A 23,356-nucleotide genomic window follows, 5' to 3' on the forward strand; every position below is an offset into this window, starting at 1 on the left:
GCGGGGGGGGAATCAGCCTGCTGTCAGGGCGCGCAGGGGGATCGCGTCGGCCATCGCCTTCAGGCCCGCGTCGCCCGGGTGCAGATGGTCGCCGCTGTCGTAGGCCGGGAGGATGCGGGAGGGGTGCGCGGGGTCGCGGACCACCGCGTCGAAGTCCAGGACCGCGTCGAACACCCCACCGCTGTCGCGGATGAAGGCGTTCACCACGGAACGCCGCGCGTCCGCGTCGGCGGTGCACAGCGCCTCGCCCTCGCAGGGCGTGATCGTCCCGCCGACGACCCGCAACCCCCGCGCGTGCGCCCGCGCGGCCAGGCCCTTCAGCCCCGCGATGACGGACTCGGCCGACGTGCCCCAGCGCAGGTCGTTGATGCCCTGGAAGACGACGGCCGTACGGGCGGAGGTCTGGGCCAGGGCGTCCCGCTCCAGGCGGCTGCCCGCGCTCACCCCGCTGGTGACCGTACTGACCCCGTCGCCCGGGTAGACGTCCGTGACCACGCGGTTGGCGGAGATGCCGCTGTTGACGACCCCGTACGCGGGCACGCCCGCTCCCGGCGCGCGTAGGCGACGCGCGAGGACGTCGGGCCAGCGCCGGTTGGCGTCCATCGTGGACTTGGTGCCGTCGGTGATGGAGTCGCCGAGCGCCACCACCGACCCCGGCCCGCCCCGGACGTCGACCCCGGTGAGGAACGGCCACGTGGTGAGGGTGCCGGTGTACGCCTCGCCGCCCGCCTCGCCCGTACGGTCACCGCTCCCCGGCGCGCTCAGAAACGAACGCTGCGTGGCCTGCGTGTGCACCGGCACCGCCGCGACCGGCCCGGGAAGGTGAATGCTGACCAAAAGGTTCGTGTCGGCGGGGACGGCGAATTTCACGGGGTCGCTGAAGGCCTGCGCGCCCGCCGGGATCGACGTACCGGCGCGCCCCCGGAAGGTCAGCGGCACCGGAGTGCCGCGCGCCGCCGCGCCGTCTGCCTGGAGGGCGACCGTGGCGTGGCCGATGTCGACGGGGGCGGCGGCGAAGGTGTTCTCCAGCCGCACCCGGGCGCCCGGCCCGCCCGCGCTGGTGTGCACGACGAGCCGTAGCGTCTGGTCGGTCCACGGCCCGACCTTGGTGTAACCGGCGGTGCTCGCCGCCCAGCTGCCGGTCCAGCCCCGCGCGGGCTGCCGCAACGAGGCGGCGAAGACGTGCAGATCGGTCCCCGGACCGGGGTCCTTCGGCAGGGTCACCGACGTGACCTGCCGGTCGCCGCGCAGGGGCACCGTCACCGCGTACAGCCGGGCCGCCTCCTGCCGCTGCCCGTCAGTGGTGTTGAGGTGGGGGAGGCCCACCGCCTTGGTGGCGGCGGGGCCCGCGCGCCAGTCCGGGGCGCCCAGGGTGTACGTACCGTACGAACCGTCCCGGTAGCGGATCGTGCCGGTGCCGCTCGCCCCGGCGCCGGGACCGCCCGGCGAGCTGCTCGCGACCAGGAAGGTGAGCGCGTCGCCACGCCCCCGCAGCCGCACCGACTGCCCGTCGGCGACGACATTGTCCGGCCGCTGCCCCGCGCTCCGCGGCCACGTGAGCCGCGCCGCGTCGAGGGCGATGGCGCGCCCGGGCGTCCAGCCCGCGGCGCGCAGGTCCTGCGCGGAGAGGGAGTTGCCCGCTCCGTCGAAGTCCGCCGTGCCCGGCGCGGTGTCGTCACCGACCGCCCGGTTGTCGAAAAGCCGCTCCAGGGGGAGCGGCTTCGTGGTGGTGGAGCCTTGGGCCACCGAGGGCGCGGCCGGTGCGAGGAGTACGAGGGCGGCACCTCCCGCGACGATCCCGGCCACCGACCATGGTCTGCCGACGCGCATATGTGTCCCCTCTCGTAACCGACCCGACCGGCGATTCGACAGGTGCATGGCGAACGTAGGGAGGCGGCCGGGTGTCGTCAAGACAAGCAACGGGTCACGGAGCCCACCGCGCGCCCTGTGGTGCGCCCGTGCGCTTGGTGCGACGCTGAGCGGTATGAACATCCCCTTCCTGGACAACTGGCGCAAGCGGCACGGTGCGGCCTCCGGTACGGCGCTGATGAGCGCCCAGGAGGCGGACCCCCAGGGCGTGGCGCAACTCCTCTCCGAATGCGAACTGCTGCGCGCCCGGGCCGAACAGGCGGGCATCGGGCTCGACGACTCGGCCGGATCGCTGGAGGCGCTGGACCAGCTGGTCCCGCGCTGGCGCGACGACCCGGAGGAGTTGCCCTGGCTCGGTAACGACGCCGGGCTCTATCTGGGCACGGTCATCGTCCGCACCGTGCCGGGCGCCGTCTGGCAGGTGTGGCCCAACGGCCGCCCCGTGGTCCGGCTCGGCTCCGGCCGGGAGGTCGACGTGGTCGAGGCGGGCCACCAATGGGCCGCCGACGGCGCCCCCGAGCTGTCCCAGCTGTACGCGGAGGTCGCGGAGGTCTAAAGCGCCGTCCTCTTACGGGCGTCATCCGCCCCTCGGTGCGTGTCCTGGCCGAAATGCCGCTTTCGTGCGGATAGTTTGCGCGGTATGTCCGTTGGTGAACCGTTGATCGAGCTGCGCAACGTCAACAAGTACTTCGGCGCGCTGCACGTCCTCCAGGACATCGACCTCACCGTCGGCCGCGGGGAAGTGGTCGTGGTCATCGGGCCGTCCGGGTCCGGGAAGTCCACGCTGTGCCGGACGATCAACCGGCTGGAGACCATCCAGTCCGGCTTGATCGTGGTGGACGGGCGGCCGCTTCCGGAGGAGGGGAAGGAACTGGCGCGGCTGCGGGCCGAAGTGGGGATGGTCTTCCAGTCGTTCAATCTGTTCGCCCACCGGACCGTGCTGGACAACGTGATGCTCGGCCAGGTGAAGGTCCGCAAGCGCGGCAAGGCGGAGGCCGCCCGGCGCGCCCGGGAACTGCTGGACCGGGTGGGGCTCGCGGACCAGGCGGACAAGTACCCCGCCCAGCTCTCCGGCGGTCAGCAGCAGCGGGTGGCGATCGCCCGGGCGCTGGCCATGGACCCGAAGGTGATGCTCTTCGACGAGCCGACCTCGGCGCTCGACCCGGAGATGATCAACGAGGTCCTGGAGGTCATGCGGCAGCTCGCCCGGGACGGCATGACGATGACCGTCGTCACCCACGAGATGGGCTTCGCCCGTTACGCCGCGCACCGCGTGGTCTTCATGGCCGACGGCCGCATCGTGGAGGACCGCGGCCCGGAGGCGTTCTTCAAGGCGCCGGAGTCCGCCCGGGCCAGGGACTTCCTCTCCAAGATCCTCAAGCACTGAGCCGGGTGATGACGCGCATGAGGCGAATCCTGACCGTGCTCCTCGCGCTGCTTCTCGTCCTCGGCGGCGGCGCCCTCACCGGCTGCGGCAAGGAGGGCAGCCCGCCCGCCAAGGGCCCGAAGGCCGAGCAGCTGCCGCACTACACGGTGGCCACCGACTTCCGGCTGCCGTCCTCGCCCACCTGGCGCAAGGCGAAGCGGCGCGGCTACCTCACCGTCGGGGTGAAGGAGGACCAGCCGTATCTGGGCGAGAAGGACCCGGCCACCGGCCGCTACTCCGGATTCGACATCGAGATCGCCAAGATGATGGCGGCCTCCCTCGGCTTCCCGCCGCAGCGCATCCGGTTCCGGGCCGTCGCCTCCGCCAACCGGGAAACCGCGCTCCAGAACGGCCAGATCGACTACTACGTCGGCACCTACACCATCAACCCGCTGCGCAAACGGCTGGTCGGCTTCGCCGGTCCGTACTACATGGCCGGGCAGTCGCTGCTGGTGCGCACCGATACGGACGACATCCACGGCCCCGGCGACCTGGCGGGCAAGACGGTCTGCTCGGCGGCCGGTTCCACCCCGCTGCAGCGCATCCAGCACGACTACCCCAAGGCCCACGCGGTCGCGTACGACAACTACTCGGTGTGCGTGGACAACCTGCTCAGCTACCAGGTCGACGCGGTCACCACGGACAACGTGATCCTGCTCGGCTACGCGGCCAAGGCGCCCGAGGAGCTGAAGGTCGTGGGCAAGCCCTTCTCCAAGGAGCCCTACGGCATCGGCGTGCCCAAGCGGGACAACCCGCTGCGCTTCGCGCTGGACGACGCCATCGAGGCCCACGAGCGCGACGGCGACTGGAAGAAGGCCTACAACGCGACCCTCGGCCTCTCCGGTGTGCCCGCCCCGAAACCGCCCGCCGTCGACCGCTACCACTGAGGCCCGCGCTTATGGACGTGCTCACCCAGAACTTCTCGCTCTACGGCCGTGGTCTGCTCGGCACCGTCGAGCTGACCGTCTACGCCTCGCTGCTCGCCCTCGCGCTCGGCGTCCTGATGGCGGCCTTCCGGGTCGCGCCGGTCGCGAGCCTGCGCGCCTTCGGTACCGCCTGGGTGACGGTGCTGCGCAACACCCCGCTGACGCTGCTGTTCTTCGCGGTCATGCTGGGGCTGCCGCGCTTCGGGCTGATCCTGCCGTTCACGGCCTTCGCGGTGCTCGCGCTCGGCTGCTACACCTCGGCGTTCATCTGCGAGGCGTTGCGCTCGGGGATCAACACGGTGCCGGTCGGGCAGGGCGAGGCGGCCCGCAGCCTGGGCATGACCTTCGAGCAGACGCTCGGGGCGGTGGTGCTGCCGCAGGCGTTCCGCGCCGTCATCCCGCCGGTCGGCTCGACCCTGATCGCGCTCGCCAAGAACTCCGCCATCGCCGGGTCGTTCAGCGTCACCGAACTGCTCGGCACCTACAAGCCGCTCAACGAGATGGGCTACAGCATCATCTGGTCCTTCGTCTGGATCGCCGTCGGCTATCTGCTCGTGACCCTGACCATCAGCGCGATCTTCACCGTGCTGGAGAAGCGCTGGGGAGTGCCGCGTTGACCGCCACCGCCGTTCTCTACGACGCCCCCGGGCCCCGTACCGTCCGCCGCCACCGCCTCTACGGGGTGATCGCCTCGCTGGTGCTGCTGGCCCTGATCGCCTGGGTGATCTATCTCCTTGTCGACACGGGTCAGTTCGCGTACCGGAAGTGGATGCCCTTCGAGTACGTGGGCATCCAGGAGCTGCTGCTGCGCGGGCTCGTCAACACCCTCAAGGCGTTCGCGCTCGCCGCCGTCCTCTCGCTGGCGCTGGGCGGGGTGCTGGCCGCCGGGCGGCTGTCCGACCACCGCCCGGTGCGCTGGCTGGCCACCCTGGTCGTGGAGTTCTTCCGCGCGATGCCCGTGCTGGTGATGATCTTCTTCGTCTTCGTGGCCCTGAAGGTGCAGCCGCTGCCCGCCCTGGTCACCGGGCTGACCCTCTACAACGGCTCGGTGCTCGCCGAGGTGTTCCGCGCGGGCGTGGCGGCGGTGGACCGCGGGCAGCGGGAGGCGGCGTACTCGCTGGGCCTGCTCAAGACGCAGGTCATGGCGTACGTCCTGGTGCCACAGGGGGTCCGGGCGATGCTGCCCGCGATCATCAGCCAGCTGGTGGTGGCCCTGAAGGACACCTCGCTCGGCTTCCTCATCACCTACGAGGAGTTCCTGCACGCGGGCAAGCTCATCGCGTCCAACCTCGACTACGACCTGCCGTTCATCCCCGTCGTGATGGTCATCTCGCCGGTCTACATCGGGATGTGCATGCTGCTGTCGTGGTGCGCGAACTGGGTGGCGAAGCGGCAGCGGCGCAGCGTGAAGACGGAGAAGGTGCGCGTGGCGCCGCCCGGCCCGGCCGCGCCGCTGCCGGGCGACACCCGCGGTGCCTAGTCGCGCACCGGAACCGACAGGTACGAGGGGTCGGCCGGCGGGGAGGAGAAGGTGAGGTGGGCGCCGTCCGGGTTGTGCTCGATGTAGAGCGGGTCGACGGTGTCGACCACCAGCGCGAGCCGGTGCCCGGCCGGGACGTCGTACGCCGTCGAGAACAGGTCCAGGTCGACCGGGAACGGCTTGCCGGGGGTGCGGTCGTGGAAGGTGACGGGCGCGTTGGTGATGAGCTTGCCGACGCCGAGCGGGCCCACGTCGTAGAGGTAGGCGACCGCGGTGCCGTCGGCCTTGTCGCTGGTGAGGGTGGTGTGCAGGGACACCGTGCCGCGGACGCGCTGCTCGGTGGCGTACGCCCCGGTCTGCCAGACGGCGGCGTACGAGCGCGGCAGCAGTGGGATCGAGGCGAGCGGCGGGAGCTTCAGGAACTGGTCCAGCGCGCCGCTCAGCATGACGGTCCCGGCGTTGGCGCCCGAGTCGTGGTTCGCGATGACGCTCTCGGTCCGCTGGAGCGCGACCCGGCGCCGCTCCGAGGGCACGGCGGACCAGCTGGAGTAGCCCTCGTAGCCGCCGCCGGTGCGGGACATGAGCTGCACCGGCTTCTCGCCGTCGATGCCGTTGCGCTCGCCCTTGAGGTAGCGGTCCAGCCAGCGCTTGCTGTGCTCCCAGGTGTCGTTCGGCAGCCCGAAGAGCCCGCCGAACTCGGCGGTCGCGTGGTCGCCCGGCCGGAACTCCAGCCGCTTGGGGCCGGTGAGCTTGTCGTAGAAGTCGGCGTAGCTGTTGGGCGGGAAGATGGAGTCGCCCCAGGCGTTGCCCAGCATGACGGCCGCGCCATTGGCGTTGATCTTGTCGAGGTAGGTGGCCGCCGAGCGCTTGCGGCCCCACTCGATCATGTCCGGTTCCTTGGCCAGGTTGGAGCCGAGGAAGTCCTTCATGATCTGCTGGAATTCGTCGCTGGGACGGCCGGTGAGCGCCCCGGCGCCGCCGAGCAGCCCGGCGGCCTGGGCGTGCTGGGTGCGGCCGCTGTAGATGGACGCGATCAGATCCGCCCAGCCGCTCATCGAGACGACCGCCTTGACGCGCTTGTCGAAACCGGCGGCGAGCAGGCTGATCCCGGCGCCGTACGACACGCCCGCCATGCCGATGTGGTCGGGGTCGGCGGCGGTGTTGGCCAGCGCCCAGTCGATGACTTTCGAGGCGTCGGCGACGTCGGGCGGCCCGGCCGTCTCGATCCGGCCGCCGGACTGCCAGAAGCCGCGGGTGTTGTAACTGACCACGACATAGCCGGAGTCGGCGAGCTTCTTGGCCTGCGCGAGGTATTCGATCTGCGGCATGGACCAGCTGGTGGGCAGCACGACGAGGGGGTGGCGGCGCGAGGTGTCCGCCGGGGCGACGACGTTGGCGGCCAGCGTGACGCCGCCGTCGCCCGGGATGTCGACGAACCGTACGGAGGTGTCGGCGGCCGTGGCGGTCGTGGACGCGGGGGCGGCGGGGGCGGCCGTGGCGGCGGGGGCGAGGACGAAGGTCGCACCGGCCAGGACGGTCGCCGAAAGGGAGGCGGCGGTGGTGGTACGCAGCGCTCGGCGGGCAGAGGTCACTGTCGCTCCAGACGTGGGGGTGCCGTGGGGGCGGAGGGAGCACCGGTGCGGGCCCGTGGGGAGGGCCTAAGTGACCTGACGGTAACCCGGCGCCTTACCGCTGGTAATGGTGCGGTAAGTTACGCCTGGGTAACGATGCGGGTGTAGCGGACCCGTGTGCCCCGTGATGCGATAACTCACGGTGGCTCAGGGGGCCTTGGCTCACCCCTCCTTGAGGGCCGCCTTGGCCGACGCCCGGCCACCCGCCGTGGTGGCCGCCTTGGTGACGTCCGCGACCAGCTCGACCACATCCGGGCCGTACGCCTGCGAGTTGACCACCTTCAGCAGCAGACAGAACGAGCCCTGCGCACCGTATTTGCGGGCCAGCTTGGCACGGTTGCGCACCAGGTGGCGTACGGCGGCGCGGTGGGTGACCGGGCGCTGCCCGGAGGCCAGGAAGACGGGGCGGCCGCCGTCGCCCGCCGTCAGCCGTGCCACCAGGACGTGTTCCAGTGCGCCGGGCTCCGGGCGGTACTCGGTGCCGCCGATGGTGAAGGCGCCCCGGTTCGCGCCGGACTCGTCGCCCGGGTCCACGGTCACGCCCGGCAGCAGGTTCGTCATGTGCGCGGCCAGGCGGCGGTGCGCGATCGGGTCGCCGACGCAGAACTCGGTGCGCGCCCCGAAGCCCTGCAGTCCGGTGTCATGCGGGGCCACCTCGGCGTGCGCCCCGCAGTTTTCCACCACGGAGGCGAGCCCGAGCAGCGCGAGGGCGTCATGGCGCGGGATGGACCAGTGGGCCGAGGTGCTGTCCCGGTGGGTGACCAGCACACATTCCGAGCCGTCCGGCAGGCCGAAGAAGCGCTGCTCGCGGGCGCGCCCCCGGCGCCGGGCCGCCGCGTGCACGGCCCAGCCGAGGGCCAGCCCCACGATCAGGGCCGCTCCGGAAGCGATCAGGTCCTGCACGGTGTCTGTCATGGCCGCGCATCGTAGCTGCCCTACGGGTGGGTGTTCGAGCGATTCCCGAAGGGGCACTCAAGGGGCGCGCAAGGTGCCGCTCCAGGGGCACTCCAGGGGCACCGCAGAAGCACTCCAGGGGCACGACAGAGGCACTCGCCCTCTGTCGTGAGCATGAGCGTCGCCGGTAGGCTCCGCTCTCTGCCGTTCGCCAGGAGGTCCGGATGGGGCACGCCGCACGACCAGCCGCAGCAACCAGCAGCGCCACGGCCCGGGCGGCCGTCCGGCACCGGCTGCCCGCGCTCGCCGCCGCGGCCGGGATGGTCGCCGTGCTCGGCGTCGCCCCGGCCGGTGCGCACGCCGCCCCCCGCGGTGCCGAGACGCCCGCCAAGGCGCCGGTGGCCACCGGCTACGGCGGCGCGGTCTCCAGCGTCGACCCGGACGCCTCGGCGGCCGGGATCGACGTGCTGCGGCGCGGCGGCAACGCGGTCGACGCGGCGGTGGCGACGGCGGCCGCGCTCGGGGTCACCGAGCCGTACTCGGCGGGCGTCGGCGGTGGCGGGTACTTCGTCTACTACAACGCCAAACGGCACACCGTCTCCACGCTCGACGGCCGCGAGACCGCCCCGCTCAGCGCCGACAAGGACCTCTTCCTGGACGGTGACGGCAAGCCGCTGCCGTTCGCCGACGCCGTCACCAGCGGGCTCAGCGTCGGCACCCCCGGTACCCCGGCCACGTGGCGGGACGCGCTCCGCGCCTGGGGCACCGAATCGCTCGCCCAGGTGCTGAAGCCCGCCGAGCGGCTGGCCCGCGACGGCTTCACCGTCGACAAGACCTTCCGCCAGCAGACCGCCGACAACGAGGACCGCTTCAAGGACTTTCCGGCCTCCGCCAAGCTGTTCCTGCCCGGCGGGAAGCTCCCGGCCGTCGGTTCGACGTTCCGTAACCCCGATCTCGCCCGCACCTACGCCCTGCTCGCCAAGAAGGGCGTCGGCGCGATCTACAAGGGTGAGCTGGGCCGCGACATCGTCGGGACGGTGCGCAAGCCCCCCGTCGATCCGAAAGCGCAGCGCACCGTGCACCCCGGCGATCTGCGGGCCGAGGACCTGCGGCAGTACGACACGAAGCGGCAGGCCCCGACCCGTACGTCCTACCGGGGCCTGGACGTGTACGGCATGGCGCCCTCGTCCTCCGGCGGTACCAGCGTCGCCGAGGCGCTGAACATCCTGGAGCGCACGGACCTCTCCAAGCTCGGCGAGCGCGACTATCTGCACCGCTTCATCGAGGCCTCCCGCATAGCGTTCGCCGACCGCGGCCGCTGGGTCGGTGACCCGGCCGCCGAGGACGTACCGACCAAGGCGCTCACCTCCCAGCGGTACGCCGACTCCCGGGCCTGCCTCATCAAGCCCGACGCGGTGCTGAAGAGCCCGCTCGCCCCCGGCGACCCGACCGACCCGGGCGCCCCCGGCTCCTGCGACACGCGTGGCCACGCCGCCCCGACGACGTACGAGGGCGAGAGCACCACGCATCTGACGACCGCCGACAAGTGGGGCAACGTCGTCGCGTACACCCTCACCATCGAGCAGACCGGCGGCAGCGGCATCACCGTGCCCGGCCGGGGCTTCCTGCTCAACAACGAGCTGACCGACTTCTCCTTCGCGCCCGCCGACCCCGCCGTCCACGACCCGAACCTGCCGGGTCCGGGCAAGCGGCCGCGCTCGTCCATGTCGCCGACCATCGTCCTCGACGGCCACAAGCCGGTGCTGGCGCTCGGCTCGCCCGGCGGCGCCACGATCATCACCACCGTGCTGCAGACCCTGCTGAACCACGTCGACCGGGGCATGCCGCTGGTCGACGCGATCGCCGCACCGCGCGCCAGCCAGCGCAACGCCGCCCAGACCGAGCTGGAGCCCGGGCTGTGGAACAGCCCGGAGCGGGCTCGCCTGGAGAAGCTGGGCCATGCCTTCAAGCAGAACCCCGAGATCGGGGCCGCGACCGGCGTCCAGCGGCTCGGCGGCGGCCGGTGGCTGGCCGCGGCCGAGACGGAGCGGCGGGGCGGCGGCGCGGCGATGGTGGTGAGGCCCGCGCGCTGACCGCCGACCGCCGACCGCCGGCCGCCGACCCGCTGATCGTGCCCCTCGCCACCCCTCCCACAGGAACCTCACAAGGTTGCCTGTCGTGTACGAATCCGGAAATCTACTCGTAGCTCATCAGTATCCAGGTCCGTAACATGCGGGGCGTCGAATGCGGGGGGTGGCGATGGCGGGTAGGCAACTCCCGGCGGCGATCGAGGAGTTCGCGAGCTATCTGCGTGCGCTGACACGGCGGATCGACCCGGACAAGGGCTGGTACGCCGTCTTCGCGCAACGCGACCCCGACGGGCTGCGCGCCTGTCTGGACGGCGAGGAGATCCCGCCGTGGGACGTCGTCCAGGCCCTCCTCCAGGACCTCTCGGCCCAGCGTGGCGCCCAGACGGCCAACGTGGCGGCGGCCCGCGCGGCCACCCTGTACCGCGCCTCGATCACCGTCCACGACGCGGCCCCCGGCACCCGCGAGGCGCTCCGCGCCCGCCTGGCCGCGATGCACCGCGAACGGACCGCCGCGGCCGACCGCGAACGCGAGCTGCAGGCGGCCCAGCGCGCCGGAGCCGACACCACCCCGGACGGCGACCCCCTGGACGCGGCCCTGGCCTGGGCCCAGGACGACCACCACCGCGCGACGGCCCGCTGCGAAGAACTCACCGCCCGCCTGGAAGCCCTCCCCGCGGGCCCAGCTGCGGCGCCCGCGGGCGCCCCCTCCGGCCCGGCACCGTGGCCGGTAGTGGGTGCGGACCCCGCCGCGAGGCCCGCGGCCACCCCGTCTGGACCGGGGCCCGCTGGCACCCCGCCCGGCGCATGGCCCGGCCCGGAGCCGGGACCGGCGCCTGGCCAGGATCGGTGGCCGGTGGCGGGGGCGGATCCGGCCGGAGGGCCTGCGGGCGCCGAGTCCGGACAGGTGCCGGACCCGGCGCGGCAGCGGGTGGACGGCGCGGGGCCTGTGGGTGCTCCGTCTGGAGCGTGGCCCGGGGCGGCGACCGGGCCGGGGCGTCCGGTGGCGGATGGGGTTCCGGCCGGAGGGCCCGTGGGCACCCCGTCCGGGTCGTGGTCCGGGCCGGATGCGGGAGCGGCGCGTGGCCCGGATCGGTGGCCGGTGGTGGGTGCGGATCCCGCCGTGGGGGCTGTGGATGCCCCGTCTGGATCGGCGCCCGGGGCCGAGCCGGGCAGGGCGCCTGGTGCTGGGCGGGGGTCTTGGGCGGCGGGTGGGTTGCGGGATCCGTCGATCGCGGGCCTGGCCGGGCGGGGCCAGTCGGGCGCCCCGCACGCGGCACCGGCCGACAGGGCACCCTCTGACCCGCCGTCCGGGCGGCCCCGGCCGCGGGGGGCTCGGTTCGCCGCGGCGTACGACGAGGCCCCGGACGCGGGCCCGGCCGCCGAGGCGAAATCGCCGCCCGCGCGGCCGCGCGGGGCGCGGTTCGCGGGGGCGGAGTCCGCGCCCGGGAAGGGGCGCTGGGGCGGAGGGCGTAAGCGGGGGCGGGACGCGGAGCTGCGGGCTCGGGCCAATGAGCAGCAGGAGCTGGCCGAGGCCCGGCGGGCGGCCGCCGGGGCCGTCACGCGGCTGGGGCGGCTGCGGGCGGAGGGGCGCAGCGGGGAGGCGCACGCCGTGCTGTGCGAGACGGCCGTCTGGCCCGCCGGGCGGCTGCCGGTGCTGGCGGCCGAGCTGGAGCGCGCGGGGCTCGGCGCCGACGTGGCCACGCTGCTGTGGGAGATGGCCTGCCTGCCGCCCGAGCCGCTCGCCGCCGCCGCCGAGGCGCTGATCGCGGCGGGCCGCGAGCCCGACGGGGAGCGGCTGCTGCGGCAGAGCGTTGCGCGGCCCCTGCCCGAGGTGGCGCAGACCGCGCTGGCGCTGCTGGGGAACGCCGCGCACAGCGAGGTGGCGTTGCTGCTGACGGCGTTCATACGGGCCCGTACGCCCGCCGAGGTGGCCGAGGCGGCGGCCGAGGACCCGGCGGCGCTGGTGCCCCTGCTCCTGGACGCGGCGGGCGCGGTGTCCCCGGGCAGTCAGCACGATCTCGCCCATGCCTTCCGCGTGGCAGGCATACAGCACACCGGCTGAAGGTCCCTATTAAGCGCGACATCACACGAAATGTGATCGTCTTCGTTGAGTAACGGCGGCGGTATTGCCAGAGTGGTGAGTGCGCTTCTACGTTCTTCACCACAGCGAGACTCTACGTGCGTAGACACAGGCTGACGACGGGGGCGAGCCCCCTGAGCACTGCTGTGAAGGAGCTGATCATGGCCAATCTCGTCCGTGCCGCGCTCGTCCAGTGCACCTGGACCGGCGACACCGAATCAATGATCGCGAAGCATGAGGAGTACGCCCGGCAGGCAGCCGCCCAGGGCGCCAAGGTGATCGGCTTCCAGGAGGTGTTCAACGCCCCGTACTTCTGCCAGGTGCAGGAGCCGGAGCACTACCGGTGGGCGGAGCCGGTCCCGGACGGGCCCACGGTGCGGCGGATGCGGGAGCTGGCCCGGGAGACCGGGATGGTGATCGTCGTGCCGGTCTACGAGGTCGAGGGCTCCGGGTTCTACTACAACACCGCCGCCGTGATCGACGCCGACGGCAGCTACCTCGGCAAGTACCGCAAGCACCACATCCCCCAGCTCAAGGGGTTCTGGGAGAAGTACTACTTCAAGCCGGGCAACCTCGGCTGGCCGGTGTTCGACACCGCCGTCGGCAAGGTCGGCGTCTACATCTGCTACGACCGCCACTTCCCGGAGGGCTGGCGCGCCCTGGGGCTGGCCGGTGCGCAGCTCGTCTACAACCCGTCCGCCACCTCCCGCGGACTCTCGTCGCACCTGTGGCAGCTGGAGCAGCCCGCGTCGGCGGTGGCGAACGCGTACTACATCGCGGCGATCAACCGTGTCGGCACCGAGGAGTACGGCGACAACGACTTCTACGGCACCAGCTACTTCGTCGATCCGCGCGGCCAGTTCGTCGGGGACGTGGCCAGCGACAAGGCGGAGGAGCTGATCGTCCGCGACCTCGACTTCGACGTCATCGACGAGGTGCGCCAGCAGTGGGCCTTCTACCGGGACCGCCGCCCCGACGCGTACGACGAGCTGGTGCGGCCATGACCACCGGCGAGCACACGACCGGCGAGCAGCTGTACGCACGCCACCGGGCCGTCCTCCCGGACTGGCTGGCGCTGTACTACCGGCGCCCCATCGAGATCACCCACGGCGAGGGACGCCACGTCTGGGACGCGGACGGCAACCGCTACCTCGACTTCTTCGGCGGCATCCTCACCACCATGACCGCCCACGCGCTGCCCGAGGTCACCAAGGCGATCACCGAGCAGGCGGGCCGCATCCTGCACAGCTCCACGCTCTACCTCGACCGCCCGATGGTCGACCTCGCCGAGCGCGTCGCGCGGCTGTCCGGCATCCCCGACGCGCGGGTCTTCTTCACCACATCGGGCACGGAGGCCAACGACACGGCGCTGCTGCTCGCCACCACGTACCGCCGCTCCAACCAGATCCTGGCGATGCGCAACAGCTACCACGGCCGGTCGTTCTCGGCGGTCGGCATCACCGGCAACCGCGCCTGGTCGCCGACCAGCATCTCCCCGCTGCAGACGCTGTACGTGCACGGCGGGGTACGGAGCCGGGGGCCGTTCGCGGAGCTGTCGGACGGCGAGTTCACCGCGGCGTGCGTGGCCGACCTCGAGGACATCCTCGGCCAGGCGCACGGCAACGTGGCCGCGCTGATCGCAGAACCCATCCAGGGCGTGGGCGGCTTCACCTCCCCGCCGGACGGGCTGTTCGCCGCCTTCCGCGAGGTGCTGGACCGGCACGGCATCCTGTGGATCACCGACGAGGTGCAGACCGGCTGGGGCCGCACCGGCGACCACTTCTGGGGCTGGCAGGCCCACGACGCCGCGGGCCCGCCGGACGTCCTCACCTTCGCCAAGGGCATCGGCAACGGCATGTCGATCGGCGGCGTCGTGGCCCGCGCGGAGGTCATGAACTGCCTCGGCGCCAACTCCATCTCCACCTTCGGCGGCAGCCCGGTCACCATGGCCGCCGGTCTCGCCAACCTCAACCACCTCGTCGAGCACGACCTCCAGGGCAACGCCCGCCGCGTCGGCGGACTGCTCATCGAGCGGCTGCGCGCGGCGTGCGCCGGGCTCGACGGCGTACGCGAAGTACGCGGCCGGGGGCTGATGATCGGCATCGAGCTGGTCGAGCCGGGCACCGGCGAGCCGTCCCCCGAAGCCGCCTCGGCCGTCCTGGAGGCCGCCCGCGAGCGCGGGCTGCTCCTCGGCAAGGGCGGCGCCCACAACAGCAGCGTCCTGCGCGTCGCCCCGCCGCTCAGCCTCACCGTGGCGGAGGCGGAGGAGGGCGCGGACATCCTCGAAGCCGCCCTGCGAGCCACCCAAGGTCAGTCGGGCACCCGATGGGGAAGGAGTGCGGGCTGATGCCTCGTACCGTGATCCGTGGCGGGCTCGTCATCACCGCCGCCGATGAGACCCACGCCGACGTCCTGATCGAGGACGAGCGGGTGGTGGCGCTGGCCGCGTCCGACAGCGACATCGCGCGCGGCTGGACCGCCGACCGTACGATCGACGCGACCGGCAAGTACGTCATCCCGGGCGGTGTCGATCCGCACACCCACATGGAGATGCCGTTCGGCGGCACCTTCGCCGCCGACACCTTCGAGACCGGCACCCGGGCCGCGGCCTGGGGCGGCACGACCACCATCGTGGACTTCGCCATCCAGACCAAGGGGCACGCCCTGCGGGAGGGGCTGGACGCCTGGCATCTGAAGGCGGGCGGCAACTGCGCGATCGACTACGGCTTCCACATGATCCTCTCCGACGTCGACGAGAGTTCCCTGAAGGAGATGGACCTCCTCGTCGACGAGGGCGTGACCTCGTTCAAACTGTTCATGGCCTACCCCGGCGTCTTCTACAGCGACGACGGGCAGATCCTGCGCGCCATGCAGCGCGGCGCCGCCAACGGCGGGCTCATCATGATGCACGCCGAGAACGGCATCGCCATCGACGTCCTGGTCGAACAGGCCCTCGCCGAGGGCAAGACCGACCCCCGCTACCACGGCGAGGTCCGCAAGGCGCTGCTGGAGTCCGAGGCCACCCACCGCGCGATCCAGCTGGCGAGGGTGGCCGGGGCGCCGCTGTACGTCGTCCACGTGTCGGCCGAGGAGGCCGTCGCGGAGCTGGCGCGGGCGCGGGACAAGGGGCTGCCGGTCTTCGGCGAGACCTGCCCGCAGTATCTGTTCCTGTCCACCGACAACCTCGCAGAGCCGGACTTCGAGGGCGCCAAGTACGTGTGCTCGACACCGCTGCGGCCCCGCGAACACCAGGCCGCGCTGTGGCGGGGGCTGCGCACCAACGACCTCCAGGTCGTCTCCACCGACCACTGCCCCTTCTGCTTCACCGGGCAGAAGGAGATGGGCCGCGGCGACTTCTCCAAGATCCCCAACGGGATGCCGGGCGTCGAGAACCGCATGGACCTGCTCCACCAGGCCGTCGTGGACGGCCATCTCACCCGCCGCCGCTGGATCGAGATCGCCTGCGCCACCCCGGCCCGGATGTTCGGCCTCTACCCAAGGAAGGGCACCATCGCGCCCGGCTCGGACGCCGACATCGTCGTCTACGACCCGGCCGCCGAGCAGACCATCTCCGCCGAGACCCACCACATGAACGTCGACTACTCGGCCTACGAGGGCAAGCAGATCACCGGGCAGGTCGAGACCGTGCTCTCGCGCGGCCTCCCGGTCATCGACGGCCGCGCCTACACCGGGCGCGCCGGGCACGGCCAGTTCGTCCGCCGCTCGACCTGTCAGTACCTCTAGGGGGCTCGCCCATGGACTTCGGACTCGTACTGCAGACCGATCCGCCCGCGTCGGACGTCGTCGAGCTGATGCGCCGCGCCGAGCGCAACGGCTTCGGCTACGGCTGGACGTTCGACTCCGCCGTGCTCTGGCAGGAACCGTTCGTCATCTACAGCCGCATCCTGGAACACACCGAGCGGATGACCGTCGGCCCCATGGTCACCAACCCCGGCACCCGCACCTGGGAGGTGACCGCCTCCACCTTCGCCACCCTCAACGACATGTACGGCAACCGCACCGTGTGCGGCATCGGCCGCGGCGACTCCGCCCTGCGGGTCGCGGGCCGCAGACCGAACACCCTCGCCCGGGTCGGCGAGGCCATCGACGCCATCCGCGACCTGGCGGAGGGCCGGGAGGCCGAGGTGGACGGCGCCCGGATGCGCATCCCCTGGATCAAGGACGGCCGGTTGCCGGTGTGGATGGCCGCGTACGGGCCCAAGGCGCTCGCCCTCGCGGGCCGCAAGGCCGACGGCTTCATCCTCCAGCTCGCCGACCCGTTCCTGACGGAGTGGATGGTCCACGCGGTCCGCACCGCCGCGTCCGACGCGGGCCGCGACCCGGACGCGATCACCATCTGCGTCGCCGCGCCCGCGTACGTGGGGAACGACCTGGCCCACGCCCGGGAGCAGTGCCGCTGGTTCGGCGGCATGGTCGGCAACCACGTCGCCGACCTGGTCTCCCGCTACGGCGACCACTCCGGCGCCATCCCCGAGTCCCTGACCGCGTACATCGCCCAGCGCCAGGGCTACGACTACAGCCACCACGGCCGCGCCGGAAACCCGGACACGGCCTTCGTCCCGGACGACATCGTCGACCGCTTCTGCCTGCTGGGCCCGGCGGAGGCCCACGTGGAGAAGCTGCGCGCGCTGCGGGGTCTCGGCGTGGACCAGTTCGCGGTGTACGCGATGCACGACGCGAAGGAGGCGACGATCGACGCGTACGGGAGGGACGTCATTCCCGCGGTCAACGGGTGAACGGGCGAACGGGTGGACGAGTGAGCAGGTGACCGGTCAGCGATAGGCTTGATCCATGCTGAACAGGGTCGTGCGCGTACTCGCCTGCCCCCACTGCGGTGCCGCGCTCACCCAGCGGGAGGGTGCCCTGCTCTGCTCCGCGGGGCACACCTTCGACCTCGCGAAGCAGGGCTATGTGAACCTGCTGTCGGGTGCGACGAAGCACAGCGCGGACACCCGGGACATGGTCGACGCGCGCGCCGGATTCCTGGCGGCCGGGCACTACGCGCCCATCGCCGACGCGCTGGTCGCGCTGGCGCGCCGTACGGCCGGTCCGGCGGTGTCCGGTTGCGTCGTCGACATCGGCGGTGGCACCGGCTACTACCACGCGCGGGTCATGGACGCGTTTCCGGACGCCGAGGGAGTCCTGCTCGACATCTCTAAGTTCGCCGCCCGGCGCGCGGCCAAGGCGCATCCGAGGATCGGCGCGGCGGTGGCCGACGCCTGGCAGGAGCTGCCCCTCCAGGACGGCGCCGCCTCCCTGGTGCTGAACACGTTCGCCCCGCGCAACGGCCCGGAGCTGCGGCGGATTCTGGCGCCGGGCGGCGTCCTGCTGGTCGTCACCGCCCGACCCGGCCACCTCCAGGAGCTGATCGACGCGCTCGGCCTGCTGAGCGTGGACGACCGCAAGGAGTCGCGGCTGAGCGACCAGCTCGCCCCGTACTTCACGGTCGCCGAGACCGAGCGGCTGACCGGCACGATGACGCTCGATCACCAGGCGCTGACGCAGCTGGTCGCCATGGGCCCCAACGCCTGGCACCACGACGCCGAGGACGTCCAGGACCGAGTCCGCAAGCTCCCGGACCCGTGCCCCGTCACCCTGTCCGTCACGCTGACCGCGTACCGGCCGCTCACCGCCGCGACGGCTTGCGCCAGATGATGCTGTAACCGGGTCACCGTGCGCCGCGTATGAGGCGGATGGCGAACGCGCCCGCGACGCAGAGGGCCGCCGCGGCGGCGTACAGGGCGCTGTAGTTTCCGTCGCCTCCGATGGCGAGGAAGAGCGGGGCGAGGACGGGGGAGATGGTCTGGGGGATCGTGGTGGACAGGTTGAACACGCCCATGCCCTTGGCGGCCTCGGTGTCCTTGTTGGGCAGCACCGAGGCCACGAGGGCGTAGTCGACGCCCATGTACATGCCCTGGCCGAGACCGGAGATCCCCACGCCCACCAGGAACATCTCGGTCGACTGGGCGGTGGCCACCACGACCATGGCGCACGCGAAGACGATGGACGCCGCGGCGACGAAGACCTTGCGGCGCCGTATCCGGTCGGAGAGCCAGCCGGCGGTGGAGCTGCTGACCGCGGTGGCGGTGGCCAGGATCAGCATCGACCAGAACAGCACGGGGCTGGCGTCCTCGGCGGTGTAGCCGAGCCGGTCCATCAGGAAGTACGCCTTGTAGGTGGTCAGGAAGCTCAGGCCGGTCCAGGTCAGGAACCGCCCGCACCATGCCCAGGCGAAGTCGGGGTGGCGCACCGGGTTGATCCACATGCTGTTGGGGACGTCGGCCCACCTGAGCCGCGGGAGTTCGGCGCGGGAGCGCGGCAACTCCTTGAGGTAGCAGACGAAGATCCCGACCATGACCAGACCGAGCAGGCCCGGCGCGACGAACATCCACAGGTTGTCCGTCCCGGTGAACTGGACGAGGAACGCGCCGCTGACGATGCCGATCTGGCTGGTCATGCCCATCAGGCCGGAGACCCGCCCCCGGTACCGGTCCGTCACCCGTTCCGGGAGGAGCGCGGTCGCGGCGGCGAGGGCCGCGTTGAACAGCATCTGCGCCAGACACCAGCCGAGGCCCAGGACGACCAGGTTGGGCGCCGCGCCCATCACGAGCAGGGCCCCGAAGCCCAGGACCATGCCGCCGAGGATGTACGGCCTGCGCTGCCCCCAGCGAGACCTGGACAGGTCGCTGAGCCTGCCGAAGACGGGGTTGGCCACCAGCGCGCAGAAAGCGCCCGCGCCCGCGATGGTCGACAGGCTCTCCGCCTTGCCCTCCGGGTCGAGGTCGGCGACCCGGAGGGCAAGGGTGACGGAGGCGGGGGTGCACAGGGCGATCCACAGGCCGATGTAGGCGAGGATGAACAGGGTGATGAACACCCCGTTCACCTCTTGGCCGGTGGCCTTCGCGATCCGTTCCGGTCCATGCGCCGGCAAGGCGGCTTCGGAGGTCTCGGGGGTCTCGGGGGTCTCGGGGCTTTCGGGGGTGTGGGGGGTGGCGGCGCCGAGCTTCCGGGCAGACAGCATCGTCCGCTCCTTTGCGGATGAGGTCCCGTGGGCGTGGGAGTGCGGAGTGGGGGGCTAGAGGGCCGGGCGCACGGCGTCGATGCCGAGGAGGGGGGCCGGACGCTTCACCGTGCTGGTGATCTCGACGGCGCCGTCCTCCGGTGAGATGCCGTCCAGCCGCTCCAGCACCTCCAGGACGTGGAACGCGAAGTCGGCGGAGGCCCGGTGGACGTCTCCGCCGAGGTGGCCCACGAGGTCCAGCACCCCGGGCCCGCGGATGGTCCGGGCGCCCACGGGGGTGAGCGGGTCCATCACGGCGGGCAGTTCGCTCCACTCCTCGTCACCGCGCCGCTTGAGCAGTACGGGGTCGTCGAAGCCGTTGGGGTTGGGCACCTGAAGGGTGCCCTCGGTGCCGTAGATCTCCAGGTGCGGAAGAGCGGTGTCCCATACGTCGAAGCTGTACATGGCCGTGGCCAGGGCGCCGGAGGCGAACTGCAGGATCGCGGTCGCGTGGGTGTCGACGGTGACACCGACGCGCTCGACGCGGCGCTCGGGGGCCGTCACGGTCAGCTCGTCGGCGGCGCGGGTGGTCGCCCCGACCACCCGGCTGACCGGCCCGAGCAGGTTGACCAGCGCGGCGATGTGGTACGGGCCCCAGTCCAGGACCGGGCCGCCGCCCTCGGTGAACAGGAACGTGGGGTCCGGGTGCCAGGTCTCGGCGCGCGAGGAGCGGACGAAGGAGGTCGCGGCGAACGGACGTCCGATCAGCCCGGCGTCGACGGCGGCGCGGGCCGTCTGCCCGGAGGGGCCGAGGAACGTGTCGGGCGCGCCGCCGAGCAGCTTGCCGGTCTCCCGGGCAACCTCGATGTTCCGCCGGGCCTCCGCGACCGTGGCGGCGAGCGGCTTCTCGACGTATACGTGCTTCCCGGCGCGCAACGCCGCCTCGGTCAGCGCCGCATGGGCCTTGGGCGGGGTGATGTTGACGACGACCTGCACCTCGGGGTCGGCGAGCAGCTCCTCGGTCGTGCCCCACGCCGGGATGTTCCACTCCTCGGCGGCGGCGCGGGCACGCTCACTGTCGAGGTCGGCGACGCGCACGATGGGCAGCTGCGGAATGGTCGAGAGTCCGAGCGCGTAGACGTTGAAGATCGAGCCGGTGCCGATGATGCCGACGGGGACGCGCCGCGTCGTGGTTTCGTCCATGGTTCTCTCCCGGTTTCGGGCGGCGTCGACCGCTTCGGCGGCGCATGGGCCGCGGCGGAAAGACGCCTCGGGCAACGGAGTTGGACGAAACCGCTGTCGTCGAAGCGGATCACATGCAAGCACCGGCTTGCCGGCCCGGTCAAGGGTTCGTTCAGAGGGACCGTCAGGCGGAACGCGCCAGTACGTCGCCGATCCCCTCGGGGGAGAGGACGTGTTCCACGCCGACCACGGTCCCGCCGACGACACCGGCGGACATCCCCAGCACGCTCTGGGTCAGCGACAGCCGGCGGGTGGCCAGGGGCAGCGCCCGCCGGTAGACGACACCACGGATCCTGGCCAGCACGTCGTCGCTGGCGGCGGCGATCGCCCCGCCGATGACGATCCGCGCCGGGTTGTAGACGTGCACGAGCAGTGCCACCACCTCGCCGATCGTCACCGCGGCCTCGCGGACGACGCGGACGGCCTCGGGATGGCCGTCACGGACGAGCCGCGCCAGGTCCGCGGCGCCGCGCGGCCTGTCCTGCTCGGCGAGACCGGAGTCCCCGCGGCTGAGCCGGGCCACCATCGCGGCGGCCGACGCGACGGCCTCCACGCAGCCGATGTTCCCGCAGCTGCACACGGTGTCGTCGGCGCCGGGCACCCGCAGATGCCCGATGTCGCCCGCGGCACCCTCCGCGCCGCGGTGCAGTTCCCCGGAGGCCGAGATGAGGCCACCGCCGATACCGGTGCCGATCTTGATGAAGAGCAGCGGCGCCTCGCTCTCCGGCAGGGCGCGGGCCTCGCCGAGGGCCATGAGGTTCACATCGTTGTCGACGAACGTCCGGCAGCCGAGTCGCTCGGTCAGGGTCCGGCCGACCGGGAAGCCGTCCCAGCCGGGCATGATGGGCGGCCGTACGGGCGTGCCAGCGCGCGCGTCGACGGGCCCCGGGAGGCCGACGACGAGGGCGGACGGCCGATCGCCCGCCGCGGACTCGGCCAGCATGCCGCGCAGCCGTTCGGTCAGCAGGTCGAGCGTCGCCTCGGGGCCCTGTGCCACGTCCAGCGCGATCTTCTCCTGCGCGACGAGGTTCTGCGACAGGTCGGCGAGGGCCAGGCGGGCGCTGTGGGCGCCGACGTCGGCCACCGCGATCACCCCGGCCCTGGGGTTGAGCGCCAGCCGGAGCGGCGGGCGGCCACGGCCGGACCGGGTGACGGTTCCGCCCTCGATGACGACCCCGGCGTCGATCATGGTGTCGAGGTGCCGGGTCACCGTGGACCGGGCCAGACCGGTGGCCTTGACCAGGTCGGTACGGCTGTCGGCGAGGCCCGACGCGATGAGCCGGGCCAGCGAGCTGTGGACGGGGCCGCCGGTGTTCTGCGCCCGCAGCCCGGCGACCGACAGCCGGGGTATCGGGCGGGGGTCCGTCGACGTCTGCGCTCCCATGACCGTTCCCATGGCCGGTCACCGTACAGCAATTCTGGCGGTTTTTAAGACTCACAAGATGCAAAATTCAATGTCTTGTGAGGCGCTAATCGCTGTCTTAGGCTCACCGCCGGACGAAACCGAGGTCGGGCCCACCCAGGAGGGCTGTCATCACATCACCACCGCGGGGCCGCTCCAGGCCCCTCAACACCGCCATCGTCGGCGCCGGGATGATCGGCGCGATCCACCGCAGGGCCGCAGGCGTAGCCGGTGCCCGGATCACCGGCGTCCTGGCCTCCACACCCGAGCGGTCCGAGCGGGTGGCCGCGGAGTGGGAGGTCCCCGCCTACCCGTCCCTGGACGCGCTCCTCGACGACACGTCCGTGGACGTGGTCCACATCTGCTCACCCAACGCCACCCACGCGCCCTACGCGCTGCGCGCGCTCGCCGCCGGGAAGCATGTGGTGTGCGAGAAACCGCTGGCCACCTCCGTCGCGGAGGCGGAGCACATGGCGGAGACGGCGCGCAGCGCCGGGCTGGTGGCCGCCGTCCCGTTCGTCTACCGCTACCACCCCCTGGTCCGGGAGATCCGGGCGCGTCGGATCGACGGCGAGTTCGGCGGCTGGCATCTGATCCACGGCAGCTACCTGCAGGACTGGATGCTCTCGCCGCAGGCGTCGGGCTGGCGCGTGGACCCGGTGGCCGGAGGCCCGTCCCGCGCCTTCGCGGACATCGGCTCCCACTGGTGCGATCTGGTCGAGTGGGTGTCGGGCGAACGGTTCGCCGAGGTCGTCGCCTCGACGTCGATCGCCGTGGACAAGCGGCCCGCCGCCGGTTCGCGCACCTTCGCGGCGGGGGCCCCGTCGCCGGACTCCCCGGACCCGTCGCCGGAGTACATGGACGTGACGACCGAGGACAGCGCCGCGCTGTTGCTGCGCACCGCCTCCGGTGTGCTGGCGTCCACCACCGTCTCCCAGGTCTCCGCCGGGCGGAAGAACCGGCTGTGGTTCGAGCTGGACGGCGCGCGGGCCAGCGCGGTCTTCGACCAGGAGAACCCGGAGACCATCTGGCTGGGCGGCGAGGACGGCGCCCGGGTCATCAGCCGCGACCCCGGCCACGGCTCGGCCGAACAGCGGCGTCTTTCGGTGCTGCCCCCGGGCCACGCCCAGGGGTACGCGGAATGCTTCGAGGCGTTCGTCGCCGACACGTACGCCGCGATCGGAGGCGACCGGCCGGAGGGCCTGCCGACCTTCGACGACGGGCTGCGCGCGGCCCGCATCACCGAGGCGGTTCTCCGATCCTCCCGTAACAGCTCGTGGACAGAGGTGTGAACG

General features: G+C 72.3%; 19 protein-coding genes. 13 read left to right on the forward strand and 6 right to left on the reverse strand.

Going from position 1 to position 23,356, the window contains the following annotated elements; all coding sequences use genetic code 11:
* Window positions 1-12: 12 nt before the first annotated feature.
* A complete protein-coding gene (locus ACZ6CL_RS19250; protein WP_468937308.1) occupies window positions 13-1,830 on the reverse strand; it encodes an SGNH/GDSL hydrolase family protein in 1,818 nt (605 codons plus the stop codon).
* Window positions 1,831-1,984: 154 nt separating this feature from the next.
* Here ACZ6CL_RS19250 and ACZ6CL_RS19255 point away from each other — a divergent pair, with 154 nt between their 5' ends.
* From ACZ6CL_RS19255 to ACZ6CL_RS19275, 5 genes are all read left to right on the forward strand, one after another.
* Window positions 1,985-2,425 carry a DUF6278 family protein gene (locus ACZ6CL_RS19255; protein WP_468937309.1) on the forward strand — a complete coding sequence of 147 codons (441 nt, stop codon included), beginning with the start codon at window positions 1,985-1,987 and terminating at the stop codon, window positions 2,423-2,425.
* An 84-nt stretch (window positions 2,426-2,509) separates the two neighbouring features.
* Window positions 2,510-3,256 carry an amino acid ABC transporter ATP-binding protein gene (locus tag ACZ6CL_RS19260; RefSeq protein ID WP_468937310.1) on the forward strand — a complete coding sequence of 249 codons (747 nt, stop codon included), beginning with the start codon at window positions 2,510-2,512 and terminating at the stop codon, window positions 3,254-3,256.
* An 8-nt stretch (window positions 3,257-3,264) separates the two neighbouring features.
* The gene (locus tag ACZ6CL_RS19265; RefSeq protein WP_468937311.1) at window positions 3,265-4,182 is read left to right on the forward strand and encodes a glutamate ABC transporter substrate-binding protein; all 918 of its coding nucleotides are present in this window, start codon (window positions 3,265-3,267) and stop codon (window positions 4,180-4,182) included.
* Between the two features lie 11 nt (window positions 4,183-4,193).
* On the forward strand, window positions 4,194-4,838 hold the full coding sequence (locus tag ACZ6CL_RS19270; RefSeq protein WP_468937312.1) for an amino acid ABC transporter permease: 645 nt from the start codon (window positions 4,194-4,196) through the stop codon (window positions 4,836-4,838).
* Window positions 4,835-5,701, forward strand: coding sequence for an amino acid ABC transporter permease (locus ACZ6CL_RS19275; protein ID WP_468937313.1), 867 nt, complete (start codon window positions 4,835-4,837; stop codon window positions 5,699-5,701). Before ACZ6CL_RS19270 ends, ACZ6CL_RS19275 begins: the two co-directional genes overlap by 4 nt.
* On the opposite strand, the gene ACZ6CL_RS19280 is transcribed toward ACZ6CL_RS19275, so the two are convergent.
* Window positions 5,698-7,293 (reverse strand): alpha/beta fold hydrolase, encoded by a 1,596-nt coding sequence (locus tag ACZ6CL_RS19280; protein ID WP_468937314.1) that lies wholly within the window; start codon window positions 7,291-7,293, stop codon window positions 5,698-5,700. The two genes, ACZ6CL_RS19275 and ACZ6CL_RS19280, sit on opposite strands and share 4 nt — an antisense overlap.
* A 201-nt stretch (window positions 7,294-7,494) precedes the next feature.
* Window positions 7,495-8,247, reverse strand: coding sequence for a hypothetical protein (locus ACZ6CL_RS19285; protein ID WP_468937315.1), 753 nt, complete (start codon window positions 8,245-8,247; stop codon window positions 7,495-7,497).
* 203 nt (window positions 8,248-8,450) lie between these two features.
* Here ACZ6CL_RS19285 and ggt point away from each other — a divergent pair, with 203 nt between their 5' ends.
* From ggt to ACZ6CL_RS19320, 7 genes are all read left to right on the forward strand, one after another.
* Window positions 8,451-10,319, forward strand: a complete 1,869-nt coding sequence (gene ggt / locus ACZ6CL_RS19290; RefSeq protein WP_468937316.1) for a gamma-glutamyltransferase — start codon at window positions 8,451-8,453, stop codon at window positions 10,317-10,319.
* A 166-nt stretch (window positions 10,320-10,485) separates the two neighbouring features.
* A complete protein-coding gene (locus tag ACZ6CL_RS19295; RefSeq protein ID WP_468937317.1) occupies window positions 10,486-12,378 on the forward strand; it encodes a hypothetical protein in 1,893 nt (630 codons plus the stop codon).
* 179 nt (window positions 12,379-12,557) lie between these two features.
* Window positions 12,558-13,400: a nitrilase-related carbon-nitrogen hydrolase gene (locus ACZ6CL_RS19300; RefSeq protein ID WP_468937318.1), complete on the forward strand. Its 843-nt coding sequence runs from the start codon at window positions 12,558-12,560 to the stop codon at window positions 13,398-13,400.
* The gene (locus ACZ6CL_RS19305) at window positions 13,397-14,743 is read left to right on the forward strand and encodes an aspartate aminotransferase family protein (protein ID WP_468937319.1); all 1,347 of its coding nucleotides are present in this window, start codon (window positions 13,397-13,399) and stop codon (window positions 14,741-14,743) included. Before ACZ6CL_RS19300 ends, ACZ6CL_RS19305 begins: the two co-directional genes overlap by 4 nt.
* Complete coding sequence (gene hydA / locus ACZ6CL_RS19310; RefSeq protein WP_468937320.1) at window positions 14,743-16,140, forward strand: dihydropyrimidinase; 1,398 nt, start codon at window positions 14,743-14,745, stop codon at window positions 16,138-16,140. Before ACZ6CL_RS19305 ends, hydA begins: the two co-directional genes overlap by 1 nt.
* Before the next feature lie 11 nt (window positions 16,141-16,151).
* Complete coding sequence (locus tag ACZ6CL_RS19315) at window positions 16,152-17,153, forward strand: TIGR03842 family LLM class F420-dependent oxidoreductase (RefSeq protein ID WP_468937321.1); 1,002 nt, start codon at window positions 16,152-16,154, stop codon at window positions 17,151-17,153.
* A gap of 55 nt (window positions 17,154-17,208) precedes the next feature.
* Complete coding sequence (locus tag ACZ6CL_RS19320) at window positions 17,209-18,072, forward strand: putative RNA methyltransferase (protein WP_468937322.1); 864 nt, start codon at window positions 17,209-17,211, stop codon at window positions 18,070-18,072.
* Between the two features lie 13 nt (window positions 18,073-18,085).
* On the opposite strand, the gene ACZ6CL_RS19325 is transcribed toward ACZ6CL_RS19320, so the two are convergent.
* From ACZ6CL_RS19325 to ACZ6CL_RS19335, 3 genes are all read right to left on the reverse strand, one after another.
* On the reverse strand, window positions 18,086-19,438 hold the full coding sequence (locus ACZ6CL_RS19325) for an MFS transporter (RefSeq protein WP_468937323.1): 1,353 nt from the start codon (window positions 19,436-19,438) through the stop codon (window positions 18,086-18,088).
* Window positions 19,439-19,492: 54 nt separating this feature from the next.
* Window positions 19,493-20,620, reverse strand: a complete 1,128-nt coding sequence (locus tag ACZ6CL_RS19330; RefSeq protein ID WP_468937324.1) for a Gfo/Idh/MocA family protein — start codon at window positions 20,618-20,620, stop codon at window positions 19,493-19,495.
* A 163-nt stretch (window positions 20,621-20,783) separates the two neighbouring features.
* Window positions 20,784-22,055 carry an ROK family protein gene (locus tag ACZ6CL_RS19335; RefSeq protein WP_468937325.1) on the reverse strand — a complete coding sequence of 424 codons (1,272 nt, stop codon included), beginning with the start codon at window positions 22,053-22,055 and terminating at the stop codon, window positions 20,784-20,786.
* Window positions 22,056-22,237: 182 nt separating this feature from the next.
* Between ACZ6CL_RS19335 and ACZ6CL_RS19340 the strand changes: the two genes are divergently transcribed.
* Complete coding sequence (locus ACZ6CL_RS19340; RefSeq protein ID WP_468937394.1) at window positions 22,238-23,353, forward strand: Gfo/Idh/MocA family protein; 1,116 nt, start codon at window positions 22,238-22,240, stop codon at window positions 23,351-23,353.
* The last annotated feature ends 3 nt before the right edge of the window (window positions 23,354-23,356 follow it).

It is taken from the genome of Streptomyces sp. NPDC041200, from assembly GCF_055591805.1.

Excerpts from the sequence above, each read along its gene's own strand:
- ACZ6CL_RS19335 (WP_468937325.1), bottom strand. The coding sequence starts at position 22,055 with ATGGGAACGGTCATGGGAGCGCAGACGTCGACGGACCCCCGCCCGATA.
- ACZ6CL_RS19320 (WP_468937322.1), top strand. The coding sequence starts at position 17,209 with ATGCTGAACAGGGTCGTGCGCGTACTCGCCTGCCCCCACTGCGGTGCC.
- ACZ6CL_RS19300 (WP_468937318.1), top strand. The coding sequence starts at position 12,558 with ATGGCCAATCTCGTCCGTGCCGCGCTCGTCCAGTGCACCTGGACCGGC.
- ACZ6CL_RS19255 (WP_468937309.1), top strand. The coding sequence starts at position 1,985 with ATGAACATCCCCTTCCTGGACAACTGGCGCAAGCGGCACGGTGCGGCC.
- ggt (WP_468937316.1), top strand. The coding sequence starts at position 8,451 with ATGGGGCACGCCGCACGACCAGCCGCAGCAACCAGCAGCGCCACGGCC.
- ACZ6CL_RS19265 (WP_468937311.1), top strand. The coding sequence starts at position 3,265 with ATGACGCGCATGAGGCGAATCCTGACCGTGCTCCTCGCGCTGCTTCTC.
- ACZ6CL_RS19285 (WP_468937315.1), bottom strand. The coding sequence starts at position 8,247 with ATGACAGACACCGTGCAGGACCTGATCGCTTCCGGAGCGGCCCTGATC.
- hydA (WP_468937320.1), top strand. The coding sequence starts at position 14,743 with ATGCCTCGTACCGTGATCCGTGGCGGGCTCGTCATCACCGCCGCCGAT.
- ACZ6CL_RS19330 (WP_468937324.1), bottom strand. The coding sequence starts at position 20,620 with ATGGACGAAACCACGACGCGGCGCGTCCCCGTCGGCATCATCGGCACC.
- ACZ6CL_RS19315 (WP_468937321.1), top strand. The coding sequence starts at position 16,152 with ATGGACTTCGGACTCGTACTGCAGACCGATCCGCCCGCGTCGGACGTC.
- ACZ6CL_RS19325 (WP_468937323.1), bottom strand. The coding sequence starts at position 19,438 with ATGCTGTCTGCCCGGAAGCTCGGCGCCGCCACCCCCCACACCCCCGAA.
- ACZ6CL_RS19305 (WP_468937319.1), top strand. The coding sequence starts at position 13,397 with ATGACCACCGGCGAGCACACGACCGGCGAGCAGCTGTACGCACGCCAC.
- ACZ6CL_RS19295 (WP_468937317.1), top strand. The coding sequence starts at position 10,486 with ATGGCGGGTAGGCAACTCCCGGCGGCGATCGAGGAGTTCGCGAGCTAT.
- ACZ6CL_RS19250 (WP_468937308.1), bottom strand. The coding sequence starts at position 1,830 with ATGCGCGTCGGCAGACCATGGTCGGTGGCCGGGATCGTCGCGGGAGGT.
- ACZ6CL_RS19270 (WP_468937312.1), top strand. The coding sequence starts at position 4,194 with ATGGACGTGCTCACCCAGAACTTCTCGCTCTACGGCCGTGGTCTGCTC.
- ACZ6CL_RS19260 (WP_468937310.1), top strand. The coding sequence starts at position 2,510 with ATGTCCGTTGGTGAACCGTTGATCGAGCTGCGCAACGTCAACAAGTAC.